We start from the raw sequence: 16,596 nt of genomic DNA, 5'->3' as shown, positions 1-16,596 counted from the left end.
GGGGGCTGCGGTGCCTGCGGCGGCAGGCGCGCCAGCGTCCACCGGCGCCGCTGCTGGCGGCGCGTCCAAGGTGGCGTCTGGCGTGGTGGACATGCTGGTGTGGGCGGCCCGCTTACTCGTAGCCGTAGGCGCGCAGACCTGCTTCGTTATCGGCCCAGCCGGATTTCACTTTGACCCAGATCTCCAGGTACACCGGACCGCCGAACAGTTTTTCCATGTCCAGGCGCGCCTGGGTGGAGACTTCTTTCAGGCGCGCGCCCTTGTTCCCGATGATCATGGACTTGTGCGTATCACGCTCCACCAGGATGGCGGCAAACACGCGGCGCAGTTCACCTTCCTGCTCGAACTTCTCGATCAGTACCGTACTGGTGTAAGGCAGTTCGTCGCCAACAAAGCGGAACAGCTTCTCGCGCACGATTTCCGACGCCATGAATTTCTCGGAGCGGTCGGTAATGTCGTCCGCGCCGAAGATCGCTTCGTTCTCCGGTAGGATGTTCTTCAGTTCCTTTTCCAGGCCATCCAGCTGGAAGCGCAGCTTGGCCGATACCGGCACGATGGCAGCGAAGTTGAACTTGGACGCCACTTGCTGCGCGAACGGCATCAGCGCGGCCTTGTCCTTCACGCGATCCGACTTGTTGATCACCAAAATCACCGGCACTTCGGTCGGCAGCAGGTCCAGCACTTGCTGGTCGGCCGGGCCGAAGGTGCCTGCCTCGATCACGAACAGAATCACGTCCGACGAGATCAGGGTGTTGGTGACGGTTTTGTTCAGCGTCTTGTTCAGCGCATTGGCGTGACGGGTCTGGAAGCCCGGCGTATCAACGTAAATGAACTGGGCATCGTCGTAAGTCTGGATGCCGGTGATGCGGTGGCGCGTGGTCTGCGCCTTGCGCGAGGTGATGCTGACCTTGGCGCCGATCAGCGTATTCATCAACGTGGACTTGCCAACGTTAGGGCGGCCCACAATAGCGATGTAGCCGCAACGGAAGTTGCTGGCGGAGGTCGTTTCGGTCGTCATGGTGTTCTCTTGTTATTTGTTTGCGGCCTTGGCCGGCGATGCAGGCTGTTCCTGCACGGTGGCGATGCCTGCCAGCTTGAGCTGCGCTGCGCGCGGCTTGGACTTGCGGGTGGCGGCAGGCGCTTTTTGCACTGCCAGCTCAGCAGCGGCCAGGGCTAGCTTGGCGGCCGCCTGTTCGCCGGCGCGGCGGCTGCCGCCACGGCCAAATACCTGAATGCCCAGCTTGGGCACCAGGCATTCAATTTCGAATTCCTGGCTGTGCGCAGCGCCATGGGTGGCGATCACGTTGTACAGCGGCAGGGAGATTTTTTTCGCTTGCAGGAATTCCTGCAGCAGGGTCTTGGCGTCCTTGCCCAGCGTTTGCGGGTCAACGGAATCCAGGATCGGGATGTAGAACGAGCGGATCACGTCGCGCGCGTGGTTGAAGCCACCGTCGAGGTAGATCGCTCCCAGCAGCGCTTCCAGCGTATCGGCCAGAATCGATGGACGGCGGAAGCCGCCCGATTTCAGCTCGCCTTCGCCCAGGCGCAGGAACTGCGACAGTTCCAGCTTCTGCGCGATTTCAAACAGCGACTGCTGCTTGACCAGGTTGGCGCGCAGGCGCGACAGGTCGCCCTCATCGATATCCAGATAGCGGTCGTACAGGATGGAAGCGACCACGCAGTTCAGGATCGAATCACCGAGGAATTCCAGCCGTTCGTTATGCACACTGCTATGGCTACGGTGCGTCAGGGCCTGCTGTAGAAGACCAGCATCCTGGAACGTGTAGCTTAAACGAGTTTGCAATAACTGGAGATTCATTATGATTCTTTACTCTTTCGCGGGTTTGGCGCCGCCCTTGACGGTGGTGCCTTCATATTCAAGCAGCAGGCTGGCCGGTCCGACCAGCGGGATTTTCTTTTCGTAGGCGAAGCTGATTTCGGTCTGGCCATCGATCTTCTCAATGATCAGGTCGCGGCTGTTGATCGAGCTGATGTAACCGGCCACGGCGCTGGCATCAAACGACTTCTGGATTTCCACCACCGAGCCAGCCGACTTGGCCGTCACGATGGCGTTCTGGATAGCGCGATACTCGGTGTAAGTCGGGACGATTTTCAGCCCCAACACCAATACCATGCCCACCAGCGCCAATACGAAGATCAGTCCGACCAGCGAAATACCATCCTGCCGTTGTTGCATCTTAGTCCCTTTCGAGCCAGCGCACAGATTAATGGATGCCGCCGATACGGCGCAGGTTACCCAGGTTCATCCAAACGAAAAATGCTTTTCCAACAATGTTCTTATCCGGCACGAAGCCCCAGTAGCGGCTGTCCGCGCTGTTGTCGCGGTTGTCGCCCATCATGAAGTAGTTGCCTGCTGGAACCACACAAGTGAAGCCTTCATAACGGTAGGTGCAATTCTCGTTCTGCGGGAAAGCCAGCACGCTGTCGCGCTTATAGGTTGGCTCTTCCGCATTGTTCAGGATGCGATGACTGATGCCAGTCAGGTTTTCCTGATATTGCTTGCGGTAAACCAATCGCTCGTCATCGAGGTAATCGTCCATCGCGGTGTATTGAACTTCGACGCCGTTGACGGTTAAGCGCTTGTTTTCATACGTGATTTTATCACCAGGCACACCGATCACACGTTTGATGTAATCCTGGCTCATATCCAGCGGATATTTGAACACCATCACGTCGCCGCGTTGCGGGTCGTTGATCTGGATCACTTTCTTGTTGATCACCGGCAGGCGGATGCCGTAGGTGAACTTGTTCACGAGGATCAGGTCACCCACCAGCAGGGTCGGCACCATCGACGACGATGGAATCTTGAACGGCTCGTACAGGAAAGAGCGCAGGAAAAACACCAGCGCAATCACCGGGAAGAAGCTGCCCGAGTATTCGATCCAGGTCGGCTGGCGCAGGATGCCTGCTTCCAGCTGGGCGCGGTTGCCGGTGTTGTCGGCCTTGATGCCGTCGGCAGTCAGGCGGGCACTGCGTGCGTCGTACTCGGCCAGCGCGCGGTCCGCTGCGGCGCGGCGCTGCTTGGCCAGGTAGAACACATCCAGAAACCAGATCACGCCCGTGATGACCATCAGCACGAACAGGATTAATGCGAAGTTACCTAAGATGACTTGCAGGTTCATTTCTCGTCCACTTGTAAGATGGCCAGGAACGCTTCTTGTGGAATCTCAACCGAGCCCACTTGCTTCATGCGTTTTTTACCGGCTTTTTGTTTCTCCAGCAGTTTCTTCTTACGGCTGACGTCACCGCCGTAGCACTTGGCCAGCACGTTTTTGCGCAGCGCTTTCACGTTTTCTCGCGAGATCACGTTGACGCCGATGGCGGCCTGAATCGCCACGTCGAACATCTGGCGCGGGATCAGTTCGCGCATCTTCGCTGCCACCTGGCGGCCACGGTAGGCCGAGTTGGAGCGGTGCACGATGATGGCCAGCGCGTCGACCTTGTCGCCGTTGATCAGCATGTCAACCTTGACCACGTCGGCGGAACGGTACTCTTTGAACTCATAGTCCATCGAGGCGTAGCCGCGCGAGGTGGACTTCAGCTTGTCGAAGAAGTCCAGCACGATCTCGCCCATCGGCATTTCGTAGACCAGCTTGACCTGACGACCGTGGTAGCTCATGTCCATCTGCACGCCGCGCTTGGCGATACACAGGGTGATCACCGAGCCCACGTACTCTTGCGGCATGTACAGGTTGACGGTGACGATAGGCTCGCGGATTTCGTTGTACTTGGTGGTTTCCGGCATGCGCGATGGGTTGTCCACCTTGATGACGGAGCCGTCGCGCATTTCCACTTCATACACCACGGTTGGCGCGGTGGTGATCAGGTCCTGGTCGAACTCACGCTCCAGGCGTTCCTGCACGATTTCCATGTGCAGCAGGCCGAGGAAGCCGCAGCGGAAGCCGAAGCCCAGCGCCTGCGACACTTCCGGCTCGTACATCAGGGCGGCGTCGTTCAGTTTCAGTTTTTCCAGCGCGTCGCGCAGCGAATCGTACTGGTTGGCTTCGACCGGGAACAGGCCGGCGAACACCTGCGGCTGCACTTCCTTGAAGCCTGGCAGCGGTGCTGGCGCACCATTCAGCGCGTGGGTGATGGTGTCGCCGACCTTGGCGGCCTTCAATTCCTTGATGCCGGCGATGACGAAGCCCACCTGGCCCGCCGACAGCTGCGGCAGCGAGAACGAACGCGGCGAGAACACGCCGACGTCTTCCACCAGCTGCACCGAGTCGGTGGCCATCAGTTTGATTTTTTCTTTTGGTTTCAGGGTGCCGTTTACCACGCGCACCAGCATCACCACGCCCACGTAGGCGTCGTACCACGAGTCAACGATCAGCGCCTGCAGCGGCGCGGCCGGATCACCCTTCGGTGGCGGCACTTTGGCGATGATCGATTCCAGCACGTCTTCCACGCCCAGGCCGGTCTTGGCCGAGCACTGGACGGCGTCGCCGGCTTCAATGCCGATCACGTCTTCGATTTCCTTGATCGCGGTTGGTGGATCGGCGTTAGGCAAGTCGATCTTGTTCAGCACTGGCACCACTTCCACGCCGAGATCCAGCGCGGTGTAGCAGTTGGCCACGGTCTGGGCTTCTACGCCTTGCGAGGCGTCGACCACCAGCAGCGCGCCTTCGCAGGCCGACAGCGAGCGCGACACTTCGTAGGAGAAGTCGACGTGGCCCGGGGTATCAATCAGGTTCAGGTTGTAGACCACGCCATCGCGGGCCTTGTATTGCAGGGCGGCGGTTTGCGCTTTGATCGTAATGCCGCGTTCGCGCTCCAGATCCATCGAATCGAGCACTTGCGCCTCCATCTCGCGGTCGGACAGGCCGCCGCACAGCTGGATGATGCGGTCGGCCAGCGTCGATTTGCCGTGGTCGATGTGGGCGATGATGGAGAAATTACGTATGTTATTCATTAACAAAAATTCAAGAACAAAGAGGGACGCGCGGGCTGGCGCAATACAAAAAAAGCGCTCTGAGCGGGGCAATGTGCCCTGGCGAGCGCCTTGAAGACATTTTATACCCCCGGCATTTTACCGGATTTCAGAGGGGAAAGGCCGACTTAATTTATTGAGCACACCCCGGACCTTGTCTTCGTCGAGGAAGTAATGACACAGTTCGGGCTCGGCAAGGTCGGCAAACAGCACCGGCACCAGCTCGTCGTAGCGGGCCAGCAGTTCCGGATCGCCGGCCTGGTCAATATCGATGACGTTGACGCTGAACGGCTGCTGCGGCGTTTGCAGCCGCAGCAGCGCGTCCAGCATGTCATGACATAAATGACAATAATCGCGCGAATAAAGCGTGAATTGCACTACGGCTTATTTCGCGCTTGGGCGCAGCGAGATGAAGCGCGTGCTGTCTTCACGGCGCACCAGCAGCACCGACGCCTTCTTCGGATCGAGCTTGGCCACCGCCGCATTGAACTGCTTGGCGTCCTTGATCTCGGTGTTATTCAGCTGCAGCAGCACGTCGCCCTCTTCCAGCTGGGCGCCGGCCGCCACGCCCTCCACCGATTCAATCACCACGCCGCCGCTGACGCCCAGCTCTTTCTTCTGATCGGCATTCAGGTCGCTGACGATCAAGCCCAGTGCATTCGGCTTTTTGGCTTCCGGCTCGGCCTTGCCGCCCTTGCCCTTGCCACCTTTGGCCGGCTTGTCGCCGTCCAGCTCGGCCACCGTCACCGGCAGGGTCAGCTCGGCGCCCTTGCGCCACAAGGTCACGGTCGCTTTGCTGTCCAGCGCGGTGTCCCCCACCAGGCGCGGCAGGTCGGACGAGCGCGCCACCGGCTTGCCGTTGAATTTCAGGATGATGTCGCCCGACTTGATCCCAGCCTTGTCGGCCGGACCGCCCGGCTCCACCAGCGACACTTCCGCGCCCTGCGCCGACGGCAGGCCCAGCGACTCAGCCACTTCCTTGCTGACTTCGCCGATCTGCACGCCTATGCGGCCGCGCGTGACCTTGCCGGATTTCTTCAGCTGGTCCGACACGCGGATCGCTTCGTTGATCGGCACCGCAAACGAAATGCCGTTCGAGCCGCCCGACAGCGTGGCGATCTGCGAGTTAATGCCAATCACCTCGCCGCGCATATTGATCAGCGGGCCACCCGAATTGCCCGGATTGACCGCTACATCGCTCTGGATCAGTGGCAGGTACTCGCCAGTATCGCGTGCCTTGGCCGAGATGATGCCAGCGGTGACCGTGTTTTCCAGGTTGAACGGCGAGCCAATCGCAATCACCCACTCGCCGGCGCGGATCTTGTCCGAATCACCCATCAGCAGGAATGGCAGCTTGTCGCCTTCGATTTTCAGGACGGCCACGTCGGTGCGGGCGTCGGCGCCCAGCACCTTGGCCTTGAACTCGCGCTTGTCGGTCAGGGTGACGAACACTTCATCGGCACCATCGACCACGTGGGCATTGGTCAGCACATGGCCATCGTCCGACAGGATGAAACCGGAACCGACGCCGCGGTTCACCGGCTCGTCGGACGGCGTCTGGCGGCGCGGCGTGCGGCCTTGCGGGCTCGGCACATTGCCACCGAAGAAGCGGCGCAGCAGCTCTTGCATCTCGTCGTCGCCCGGCAGGCCGTTGGCGCGATTGCTTTGTTTCGGACGCTCGGTAGTGCGGATATTCACCACCGCCGGGCCGACGCGCTCGACCAGGTCGGCAAAGTCCGGCAAGCCGATCACGGCGCCAGTCACGGCCGAGGCAGCCGTAGCGGGCGACATGCCCAGGGACATCCACAAGCTTGCGCCCAGCACCAGCGCGGACAGCGTTTTACTACCAGCAGAGAAGTTATTTTTCATGGAAAGTAGTGATCTCTAAAAGTTCGGGATGCAAGCGCCTCGCCCGTGGCGCGCGTGCGACAGCACATGGTAAGCGAAAAGTCGCTCTACCGTCTGCGCAAAATAATAATTTGAATATGCTACTTAGGGAAGAATCACCGCTGCCGCTTGTTCCTTAGGCAGGGAGTGAAAGCCAGACTCGGCGTCGAGCGCGGCCGCCAGCCGGGCCTCGAAGCCATCGCTGGGCGCGCCGCCGGGCGTGCTGCGCAGTACATCGCCGATCAGGTGATAGGCACACCAGGCGGCCTGCCCTTCTGGCGTATCGAGCGCAGCAAAGGCCAGCTCGCGTTCGCTGTCCGACAATTCACCGTCGGCCAGCGCCGAGATGTGTTCGTGCAGTCTTTTTTGGGTATCCATCGCGCATTCCGCCATGTCAAATCCAGTCCGATTCCTTTCCGGACACCAACAGCTCTTGCCATCATTCCTGCCTTACCAGCGCTTGTCAACCGGCACGTCGAGCAAAGGCCGCAATTTATCTGCGATGACTTCGCGGGCGCGAAAGATCCGGCTACGCACAGTACCAATGGGACAGGCCATGATGTCGGAAATTTCCTCATAGCTCAGCCCCTCGATCTCGCGCAGGGCAATGGCAGTGCGCAAGTCAACCGGCAAGGAATCCATCGCCGCATTCACGGTTTGGGCGATCTGTTTGCTGGCCAGCATGGACTCTGGCGTATTGATGTCGCGCAAATGCTCGCCATCGTTAAACGCTTCGGCGTGTTCGGCATCCGCGTCGGTAGACGTGGGCGTACGCCGCCCCTGCGTCGCCAAAAAGTTTTTGGCAGTGTTGATGCCGATGCGGTACAGCCAGGTGTAGAAAGCCGAATCGCCACGAAAATGCCGCAACGCCCGGTAGGCCTTGATAAAGGTTTCCTGCACCACGTCCTCCGCCTCAGCCGGGTCATGCACAATGCGCGACAGCAGGCGCATGAGCCGGCGCTGATACTTCGCCACCAGCAAATCAAATGCCTGCTTGTCACCATCGCGGACCCGCTCGACCAGCAACTGGTCGCACTCGCGTTCTGTCGTCACTACCGCATTCCTCGGTGGCCTGCAGCGATTCGTCTAGCCATATGCTATAGAGTTAGCCCGCTGCAAGAAGTTCAACCTGCCGGCGTGTTTATTTGGGCGCGCGCTGCCGTGCGGCATGCCACGGCCAGCGCGCGCCACAGGGGTGGCGCCACGCTATCCGGCAACAGCACCAGCGTCTGCACGCTACCGGCTTCATCACCCAGACGCAGCACCAGCAGGCACGGCCAAAAGGTCGAACCACCCAGCAAGCGCAGCGTGGTGCCGTTATGCAGGTATACCGCCAGCCGCAGGTGGCCGACACCGGATATATCAAGCTGGCGTGCAATACCTGGCAAGCGCCCGACCCACCAACCCAGCGCGCCCAACAGCAAGCACAACAACGGCGTCACAACACCGGGACAAAACGCGGCAGACGCCATCACGCAACAGCACAAGCCGGCATGCGCAATACGCAAGCAGGACGAGGGGCGAGCGACGACGGACACCGCAATCGACATGGCGGCAGCACCAAACAAACACAAAGGGGATTACATCGTGGAAGCGCCGGCACGAAGGCCGGGCAATTCAGGCGCCAGCGAGCGCCGGCGCCGAATTCTCGCTCACCTTGTTTGGACAAGGCGAGCAGAGAATTGGTTCAAACTATTTTCAGATCTTACCGAACACCAGGCTACCGTTGGTACCGCCAAAGCCGAACGAGTTTTTCACTGCATACTCGATCTTCATATCGCGGGCCACGTTGGCACAGAAGTCCAGGTCGCAGTTTGGATCCTGGTTGACGATGTTAATGGTCGGCGGCGATTTTTGATGATGCACCGCCAGCACCGTGAACACCGACTCCAGGCCGCCTGCGCCGCCCAGCAAGTGGCCGGTCATCGACTTGGTCGAATTGACCACCAGCTTTTTAGCGTGAGCGCCGAAAGTGCGCTTGATGCCCTGCACTTCCGCCACGTCGCCTTGCGGCGTCGAGGTGCCGTGCGCATTCACATACTGCACCTGGTCTGGATTGATACCGGCGTTGGCCAGCGCGGCTTGCGCCGACTTGCTGCCACCGCTGCCATCTTCCAGAGGCGAGGTCATGTGATACGCATCCGCGCTCATACCAAAGCCAACCACTTCAGCGTAGATCTTGGCGCCGCGCGCTTTGGCGTGTTCGTACTCTTCGAGCACCATCACACCAGCGCCTTCGCCCAGCACGAAACCATCGCGGTCCTGATCCCATGGACGGGATGCAGCAGCCGGATCGTCATTACGGGACGACAGCGCCTTGGCCGAGGCGAAACCGCCCAGGCCCAGCGGCGACACGGTCGACTCAGCGCCACCTGCCACCATCACATCAGCATCGCCGTACTCGATCAAGCGAGCGGCGGCGCCGATGCAGTGCAGGCCGGTGGTGCAAGCCGTGACGATCGACAGGTTAGGACCACGCATGCCGTACTTGATCGACAGGTTACCCGAGATCATATTGATGATCGAGGCAGGCACGAAGAACGGCGAGATACGGCGCGGACCGCGCTTGTCGTAGTCTTCCTTCTGTTCTTCGATCATCGGCAAGCCGCCGATGCCGGAACCGACGATCACGCCGATACGGTCGGCGTTCGCTTCGGTGACGACCAGGCCCGAGTCTTCCACCGCCTGAATGCTGGCTGCCATGCCGAAATGGATGAAAGTATCCATATGGCGAGCTTCTTTAGCCGAGATATAGTTCTCGATATTGAAGCCTTTGACTTCGCCGGCAAAGCGGGTGCTGAAAGCTGTTGCGTCAAACTTGGTGATGTTGGCGATACCGGATTTGCCCTCCAGCGCTGCAGCCCAGGTGTCGGCAATGTTATTGCCAATCGGGGATACGGCGCCCAGGCCGGTAACGACAACACGACGGTTTTTAGAACCTCTCAAGCGATTCTCCTAAAGTCGATCGGGCAGGTATTACGCCTTGACGTGAGCGGTAGCGTAGTCGATCGCTTGCTGCACGGTGGTGATTTTCTCTGCTTGTTCGTCAGGGATTTCCATTTCGAATTCGTCTTCCAGTGCCATTACCAGCTCGACGGTGTCCAGCGAGTCAGCGCCCAGATCGTCAACGAACGACGATTCGGTTTTGATGTCTGCTTCGGCGACGCCCAGTTGTTCAGCGACGATTTTCTTTACGCGTTGTTCGATATCCGACATGTTATGGCTCCATTTTGTTTGTTACGGAAAGCGCGCATTTTATCAGGTTTGCGCGCTGAAAAACTAATTTCAGTGTGTGATGCTAACTACATTGAAATTACTACTAAAAGATTTGAATGGGCTTTATTTTAAGCCCATTCTCATCAGTTCATATACATACCGCCATTCACGTGGAGGGTGGTGCCGGTAATATAAGCGGCTTGCGGCGACGCCAGGAAGGCGACTGCTGCAGCGATGTCCTCTGGCTTGCCGAGGCGTGCCAGCGGAATCTGGGTCAGCAAGGCGGCGTGCTGGTCTTCACCCAGCGCCTTGGTCATGTCGGTGTCGATAAAGCCCGGCGCCACGCTATTGACGGTGATGTTGCGGCTGCCGATTTCACGCGCCAGCGCGCGGGTCATGCCTTCCACGCCGGCTTTGGCAGCGGCGTAGTTGATCTGGCCCGGATTGCCCGACGAAGCCACCACCGAAGTGATGTTGATGATGCGGCCAGTCTTGGCCTTCATCATGCCGCGCAGGACGGCGCGCGACAGGCGGCCGACCGAGCTCAGGTTGGTAGCGATGACGCTATCCCATTCTTCATCTTTCATGCGCATCGCCAGGTTGTCCTGGGTGATGCCAGCGTTGTTGACCAGGATGCCAACGGCGCCGTAGGTTTTGCTGATGTCGTCGATGATGGCAGCGCAGGCTTCGGCGTTGGTCACGTTCAGTACCATGCCCTTGCCCGCTTCCGCACCAATCTCGGCCAGGTAGGCGGAAATCGCTTCCGCGCCGGCTTCGGTGGTGGCGGTGCCGATTACTTTCGCGCCCTGGCGTGCCAGTTCTTGTGCAATGGCCTTGCCGATGCCGCGCGATGCGCCCGTTACCAGGGCGACTTGATTTGCTAAAGTCATGTAAGTCCTTCTACAGTAAATTCCGAGTGTGCCTGAATACGCGGGCGATTATTTGAGTTCGCTCAATACGCGTTCCAGCGTCGCCTGATCAACAATCGCGTCGCCCACCAGGTTGCCGTCGATACGCTTGGTGAGGCCCATCAGCACCTTACCCGGACCGCACTCTACCAGCTTGGTGATGCCTTCGGCACCCATCTTCTGCACGGTTTCTACCCAGCGTACTGGTGCTGCGGCCTGACGTACCAGCGCATCCTTGATCGAGGCCGGGTCGTTCAGCACAGCCACGTCAACGTTGTTGATCAGCTGGATCTGCGGCGCCGAGAAAGTGATGTCGGCCAGGTAGTCGCGCAGGCGATCCGACGCCGGCTTCAGCAACGACGAGTGGAATGGCGCCGACACCGGCAGGCGCATGGCGCGCTTGGCGCCTTTGCCTTTGGCGATTTCGCAGGCGCGCTCAACGGCGGCGGTCTCGCCAGCGATGACCACTTGCGCAGGCGCGTTGAAGTTTACAGCCTCGACCACGCCACCAGCAGCGGCAGCTTCAGCACAGGCAGCACGGACGTCGTCGTCCGACAAGCCCAGCACGACAGCCATGGTGCCTTGGCCAACCGGCACGGCTTCCTGCATGGCTTGCGCGCGGAAGCGCACCAGCGGCACCGCATCCTTGAACGAGATCACGCCGGCCGCGACCAGCGCCGAGTATTCGCCCAGGCTGTGGCCAGCCACCACCGACGGCACGGCGCCGCCAGCGGCGACCCATGCGCGGTAGGCAGCAACGCCAGCAGTCAGCATGACCGGCTGGGTGTTGGTGGTCAGGTCCAGCTCTTCTTTCGGGCCTTCGGCCATCAGCTTGCCGAGGTCGAACTGCAGCGCGTCCGAAGCTTCAGCAATAGTCTGCGCCACCACTGGGTTACCGGCAAAGCCTTCCATCATCGCAATCGCTTGCGAACCCTGGCCTGGAAATACAAAAGCAAATTTAGTCATAACTTCATCCATCTCTTTTATTATTGGCTGCAAAGCTAACATGCAAACATGACAGCCCCGCTACCGTTGAGTCCGTTAGAACTCTAATTCTAATTCAGCTTAAAACTTTGCCAGAACGGCGCCCCAGGTAAAGCCACCACCCACGCCTTCCATCATGATGTTCTGGCCCGGCTTGACGCGGCCATCGCGCACAGCGGCATCCAGCGCCAGCGGGATCGATGCGGCCGAGGTATTGCCATGCTGGTCGACGGTCACCACCATCTTTTCCATCGGCAGGCCCAGCTTCTTGGCGGTGCCGCTCATGATGCGCAGGTTGGCCTGGTGCGGGATCAGCCAGTCGATCTGCTCTGCTTTCATGCCGGCTTTTTCCAGCGCTTCATCAGCGACTTTTGCCAGTACCGATACCGCCAGCTTGAACACTGCCGGGCCGTCCATGTACAGATAAGCCTCGCCGGCAGTCGCACCGCTAAAGGTGTTCGGCATGCACAGAATGCTCGACTGGCTACCGTCCGCGTGCAAGGCGGTGGACAGGATGCCCGGCTCTTGCGAGGCAGTCAGCACCACGGCGCCAGCGCCATCGCCGAACAGCACGCAGGTGGTGCGGTCTTTGAAATCGAGAATACGGGAGAACACTTCCGAACCAATCACCAGCACATTCTTGTGCACGCCAGCGCGGATGAAAGCGTCAGCGGTCGACAGTGCGTACACGAAGCCGCTGCACACGGCTTGCACGTCCACGGCAGCGCCGTTGTTGGTAATGCCCAGCTTTTGCTGCACGATGCAGGCAGTGCTTGGGAAGCTGCCGAAGAAATCCGGCGTCGAGCTGGCAACGATGATCAGGTCGATATCGTTAGGCTGCAAGCCAGCCATGGCCAGCGCGTTGTTGGCAGCATTCACCGCCAGGTCCGACGATTTCTGCTCAGGCGCGGCAAAGTGACGCGCCGCGATACCGCTGCGGCTGACGATCCACTCGTCCGAAGTTTCAATGCCTTTTGCAGCGAGTTGATCAGCCAGTGCCTGGTTGGTCACCCGCTTTTCCGGCAGATAGCTGCCGGTGCCGATAATTTTGCTATACAAAGTCATGCCGTTCTACCGTCCACTAAATAGTTGAGCTTGGTACTTCCGGGGTCTCGGTGTTGCGCGGCATGAGCTCAGTGATCAGGGTCGAGATATGCGGCAACACGTCATTTTTTGCAGCATCATACGCTCGCTTGATCGCCCATTCAAAGGAATATGCATCGGCGCCGCCATGGCTCTTGAACACCAGGCCACGCAAACCCAGCAAACTGGCACCGTTGTAACGCGATGGCGACAGGCGTTTTTTGATGTTGTTCAGGGCGCCGCGACCGATCAGAGCACTGAGGATGGTCAGCGGATTGCGGGTGAATTCGGACTTGACGGTGTCAGCGAAGAAGCGCGCAACGCCCTCCACTGCCTTCAGCGTAACGTTGCCAGTAAAGCCGTCGCACACCACCAGGTCGGTAGTGCCTTTGAAGATATCGTTGCCTTCAACGTTGCCGTAGAAGTTGAGCGCGCCACGCTCATGGTCGACCTGCAGCAGCTTGCTGGTGGCTTTGACCACGTCGTTACCCTTGATGTCCTCGGTGCCCACGTTGAGCAGGCCGATGGTCGGGCGCTCAATGTTTTCCATGGCCGATACCAGCACCGAGCCCATGATGGCAAACTGGTGCAAGTGGTGCGGTTCGCAGTCGACGTTGGCGCCCAGGTCCAGCATATAGGTCGGGCCGCCTTTTTGATTCGGCATGATGCTGCAAATCGCCGGGCGGTCGACACCGCTCATGGTCTTCAGCACGTAGCGGGCGACCGCCATCAGCGCGCCGGTATTGCCGGCCGAGACGGAGGCCTGGGCCTTGCCGTCTTTCACTTGTTCGATGGCGACGCGCATCGACGAATCCTTCTTGCGGCGCAGCGCCACTTCCAGTGGATCGTCCATGGTGACTTGTTCGGAGGCGTGCACAACGCTCAGACGCGGGTGCGCGTCGGCATGGTGCTTCTTCAGTTCAGCGCGGATGACGTCTTCGAGACCGACCAAAACCAGTTCGGCGTCAGGTTCACGTTTGACGAAGGAGATTGCTGCGGGAATGGTGACCGAGGGGCCGTGATCGCCACCCATGCAGTCGATAGAAATTTTGATTGTCATTGTTATGGCAAGCGGCAGAACCGCAACATCCGGAATCCGCGTTGGAACATGACGGTGTGCAAAACCAAATTGCAGCCGATGAAAAAAGAAAAAGCGATGCTACACAAGTCAGCACCGCCTGTTTCTGGGTCCAGCAAAAGCGATCGATTACTCGTCGTTTTTGGTTTTCAGGACTTTACGACCACGGTAAAAGCCGTTAGGGCTGATGTGGTGACGCAGGTGGGTTTCACCGGTGGTTGGCTCGATGCCCAGTTGTGGAGCAACCAGGAAATCGTGCGAACGGTGCATACCGCGCTTCGATGGGGACTTCTTGTTCTGTTGAACTGCCATGTTAATGACTCCTAATACATAAGTTCTAAAATTCTAACACAATCGACCGGCATAAAACATGCGGATCGAGCCCTACTACATTGCACTGCTAACTTGCCAAGACTCGATAAACACGCGTTCTGACACGTCTGTTACGTACTACTTATTCGGATTTGAGGCTCTTCAGAGCATCGAACGGCGAGATCTTCTCGCTTTTCGCTTTGTCCAGCAGGCTGGCATCCGGGCAGACTTGATGACGCGGCGATTGCGGCAAGGCCAGCAGCGCTTCATCCTCCACCAGGTACATCAGTTCCATGCTGCGACTGCCGACGATCACATCGATCGATTCGTCGTCAATTCGTTCTTCAATTGCGTCTGCGTCCGCATCATCCTTACCCAGCATCAGCACGGTCGACGAATCGAGGTGGTGAGCGTAAGGCTGCAGGCAGCGCTGGCAGACCAGGTGCACATTACCGGAAACCGACAGCGTAATCTGCGGAATATCCAGCTTGTGGGTCGTGCCTACTGCGTTCCAGGTAATTTCGCCGGACTTGTCCGCGCATTCCTTAGCCAGGCGGACCATATCGGCCACAGGCGTGACGCCTTGCTGGCTGCTGTTGGTCCGACAGAACTCAAAGGTGTCGATCACAAGAGCATTCATTACAGAGTTTCCCCGGAAAACCTGCGATAATAACAGGGTTTTCGCATTTAAGTCAAAACCTTAGCGCATTTTGGCGCTTTTTTATCGCTGGCGTCAGCCACTTTGGCCGGCGACAGAGCATATAACATTCCCCTCATGACATCAAGTTTACTCGTACTGGCATCCAGTTCCGCCTATCGCAAAACATTACTGTCGCGCCTGCAATTGCCGTTTGAGGTGGCCGTGCCCGACATCGACGAGACTCCGCAGCCGGGCGAAACGCCCAGCGCCACCGCCCTGCGACTGGCCCGCGAAAAGGCCGCCGCCGTGGCTGCCAAGCGGCCCGGCGCGATCGTAATCGGCTCGGACCAGGTCGCCACGCTGGATGATGAACAAATCGGCAAACCTGGCAACCATGCCAACGCGCTGGCGCAATTGCAGAAAATGCGCGGCCGCGAAGTCATCTTTCACACCGCACTGTGCGTGTGGGATGGCCGCAACAACACTGCGCAAGTCGAGAATATCCAGACGGTGGTGAAGTTCCGCGACCTGCCGGACGAGGAACTGAATGCCTACCTGCGCATCGAGCAGCCCTACGATTGCGCCGGCAGCGCCAAGAACGAAGCGCTGGGCATCACCATCCTGGAGCGCATCGACAGCAGCGACCCGACCGCCCTCACCGGCTTGCCATTAATCGCGCTGACAGGCATGCTGCGCAACCTTGGCGTTACCTTTTTCAAGAACTAAATCATGACCGGCACTCTCTTTTTAATCCCGAACACCCTGGGCGAGACCGAAGCGCTCGCCAACGTGCTGCCTGAGCAGGTGCAGCGCATCACCTCGCAGCTCGACTATTTTGTGGCCGAAAACGCCAAGACTGCGCGCGCCTTCCTGAAACTGGTCGGCGCCCAGCATCCGCTGCGCAAGACCATGCAGGAAATCAAAATCGCCGAGTTGAACGTGAACACGCCGGCGGCCGCGCTGAACGACCTGCTGGCGCCGCTGCTGGCGGGGCAAGATGGCGGGCTGGTGTCGGAAGCGGGGGTGCCGGCGGTGGCCGATCCGGGCGCGGACCTGGTGCGCCTGGCGCACCAGCACCAGATTCCGGTGCGGCCGCTGGTGGGCCCGTCATCGCTGCTGCTGGCCGTGATGGCGAGCGGCCTGAACGGCCAGAGCTTCGCCTTCAACGGCTACCTGCCGACCGATGCCGGCCAGCGCGACAAGCGCATCAAGGAACTGGAACAGCGCTCTCGCAAGGAAAAGCAGACGCAGCTGTTTATCGAGACGCCGTATCGCAATGCGGCCATGCTGGAAGCCTTGGTGACGTCCTGCACGCCAGGTACGCTGGTGTGCGTAGCGACCGACCTCAGCCTGCCAAGCGAAACCATCCGCACCATGACGGCAGCGCAGTGGAAAAGCGCGCCTGCGCCGGACTTCCACAAAAAGCCGACCGTGTTCCTGCTCCTCGGCCAGTAAAATTCGGGGTCAGTTCTGCCAATCGGACACGAGCTCCGCCGTAGCGGCCGCTACGGCGGAGCTCGTGTCCGATTGGCAGAAC

The 16,596-nt window shown here is 59.4% G+C and carries 20 protein-coding genes; 2 read left to right on the top strand and 18 right to left on the bottom strand.

Annotation, left to right across the window (positions count from 1 at the left end):
- Positions 1-112: 112 nt before the first annotated feature.
- The 18 genes from era to GTP46_RS28585 all read right to left on the bottom strand — a co-directional run bounded on the left by era (position 113) and on the right by GTP46_RS28585 (position 15,059).
- On the bottom strand, positions 113-1,018 hold the full coding sequence (era, locus tag GTP46_RS28670; protein WP_161010047.1) for a GTPase Era: 906 nt from the start codon (positions 1,016-1,018) through the stop codon (positions 113-115).
- A gap of 12 nt (positions 1,019-1,030) precedes the next feature.
- The gene (gene rnc, locus GTP46_RS28665) at positions 1,031-1,819 is read right to left on the bottom strand and encodes a ribonuclease III (RefSeq protein WP_161010046.1); all 789 of its coding nucleotides are present in this window, start codon (positions 1,817-1,819) and stop codon (positions 1,031-1,033) included.
- Positions 1,820-1,828: 9 nt separating this feature from the next.
- On the bottom strand, positions 1,829-2,197 hold the full coding sequence (locus tag GTP46_RS28660) for a DUF4845 domain-containing protein (protein ID WP_161010045.1): 369 nt from the start codon (positions 2,195-2,197) through the stop codon (positions 1,829-1,831).
- 28 nt (positions 2,198-2,225) lie between these two features.
- Entirely contained in the window at positions 2,226-3,143 is a 918-nt protein-coding gene (gene lepB / locus GTP46_RS28655) for a signal peptidase I (RefSeq protein WP_161010044.1), read from the bottom strand.
- On the bottom strand, positions 3,140-4,933 hold the full coding sequence (gene lepA / locus GTP46_RS28650; RefSeq protein WP_161010043.1) for a translation elongation factor 4: 1,794 nt from the start codon (positions 4,931-4,933) through the stop codon (positions 3,140-3,142). The genes lepB and lepA overlap by 4 nt, the downstream gene beginning before the upstream one ends.
- A 117-nt stretch (positions 4,934-5,050) precedes the next feature.
- A complete protein-coding gene (locus tag GTP46_RS28645) occupies positions 5,051-5,329 on the bottom strand; it encodes a glutaredoxin family protein (RefSeq protein WP_161010042.1) in 279 nt (92 codons plus the stop codon).
- Between the two features lie 6 nt (positions 5,330-5,335).
- Complete coding sequence (locus GTP46_RS28640; RefSeq protein ID WP_371869787.1) at positions 5,336-6,742, bottom strand: DegQ family serine endoprotease; 1,407 nt, start codon at positions 6,740-6,742, stop codon at positions 5,336-5,338.
- A 201-nt stretch (positions 6,743-6,943) separates the two neighbouring features.
- The gene (locus tag GTP46_RS28635) at positions 6,944-7,216 is read right to left on the bottom strand and encodes a sigma-E factor negative regulatory protein (RefSeq protein ID WP_161010041.1); all 273 of its coding nucleotides are present in this window, start codon (positions 7,214-7,216) and stop codon (positions 6,944-6,946) included.
- Between the two features lie 72 nt (positions 7,217-7,288).
- A complete protein-coding gene (gene rpoE, locus GTP46_RS28630) occupies positions 7,289-7,891 on the bottom strand; it encodes an RNA polymerase sigma factor RpoE (protein WP_161010040.1) in 603 nt (200 codons plus the stop codon).
- 71 nt (positions 7,892-7,962) lie between these two features.
- A complete protein-coding gene (locus GTP46_RS28625; protein WP_503826659.1) occupies positions 7,963-8,388 on the bottom strand; it encodes a protein YgfX in 426 nt (141 codons plus the stop codon).
- A 148-nt stretch (positions 8,389-8,536) separates the two neighbouring features.
- Positions 8,537-9,784 carry a beta-ketoacyl-ACP synthase II gene (gene fabF / locus GTP46_RS28620; RefSeq protein WP_161010038.1) on the bottom strand — a complete coding sequence of 416 codons (1,248 nt, stop codon included), beginning with the start codon at positions 9,782-9,784 and terminating at the stop codon, positions 8,537-8,539.
- A gap of 30 nt (positions 9,785-9,814) precedes the next feature.
- On the bottom strand, positions 9,815-10,054 hold the full coding sequence (gene acpP / locus GTP46_RS28615; RefSeq protein ID WP_055936274.1) for an acyl carrier protein: 240 nt from the start codon (positions 10,052-10,054) through the stop codon (positions 9,815-9,817).
- Between the two features lie 143 nt (positions 10,055-10,197).
- Positions 10,198-10,944: a 3-oxoacyl-ACP reductase FabG gene (gene fabG / locus GTP46_RS28610; RefSeq protein WP_161010037.1), complete on the bottom strand. Its 747-nt coding sequence runs from the start codon at positions 10,942-10,944 to the stop codon at positions 10,198-10,200.
- Positions 10,945-10,992: 48 nt separating this feature from the next.
- Positions 10,993-11,928 carry an ACP S-malonyltransferase gene (gene fabD / locus GTP46_RS28605; RefSeq protein WP_161010036.1) on the bottom strand — a complete coding sequence of 312 codons (936 nt, stop codon included), beginning with the start codon at positions 11,926-11,928 and terminating at the stop codon, positions 10,993-10,995.
- 99 nt (positions 11,929-12,027) lie between these two features.
- The gene (locus GTP46_RS28600) at positions 12,028-13,011 is read right to left on the bottom strand and encodes a beta-ketoacyl-ACP synthase III (protein ID WP_161010035.1); all 984 of its coding nucleotides are present in this window, start codon (positions 13,009-13,011) and stop codon (positions 12,028-12,030) included.
- Between the two features lie 16 nt (positions 13,012-13,027).
- Positions 13,028-14,089 (bottom strand): phosphate acyltransferase PlsX, encoded by a 1,062-nt coding sequence (gene plsX, locus GTP46_RS28595; protein WP_161010034.1) that lies wholly within the window; start codon positions 14,087-14,089, stop codon positions 13,028-13,030.
- A gap of 147 nt (positions 14,090-14,236) precedes the next feature.
- Positions 14,237-14,419 (bottom strand): 50S ribosomal protein L32, encoded by a 183-nt coding sequence (gene rpmF, locus GTP46_RS28590; protein WP_008449924.1) that lies wholly within the window; start codon positions 14,417-14,419, stop codon positions 14,237-14,239.
- 142 nt (positions 14,420-14,561) lie between these two features.
- Positions 14,562-15,059, bottom strand: coding sequence for a YceD family protein (locus tag GTP46_RS28585; RefSeq protein ID WP_161010033.1), 498 nt, complete (start codon positions 15,057-15,059; stop codon positions 14,562-14,564).
- A 135-nt stretch (positions 15,060-15,194) separates the two neighbouring features.
- Between GTP46_RS28585 and GTP46_RS28580 the strand changes: the two genes are divergently transcribed.
- Entirely contained in the window at positions 15,195-15,785 is a 591-nt protein-coding gene (locus GTP46_RS28580) for a Maf family nucleotide pyrophosphatase (RefSeq protein WP_161010032.1), read from the top strand.
- 3 nt (positions 15,786-15,788) lie between these two features.
- Positions 15,789-16,514 (top strand): SAM-dependent methyltransferase, encoded by a 726-nt coding sequence (locus GTP46_RS28575; RefSeq protein ID WP_161010031.1) that lies wholly within the window; start codon positions 15,789-15,791, stop codon positions 16,512-16,514.
- Positions 16,515-16,596 lie beyond the last annotated feature (82 nt).

The sequence above is a fragment of the Duganella flavida genome (assembly GCF_009857445.1).
Taxonomy (GTDB): Bacteria; Pseudomonadota; Gammaproteobacteria; order Burkholderiales; family Burkholderiaceae_D; genus Rugamonas; species Rugamonas flavida.
The sequence above is the reverse complement of the archived record's forward strand: the minus strand, read 5'-3'. Positions and strand labels throughout refer to the sequence as shown.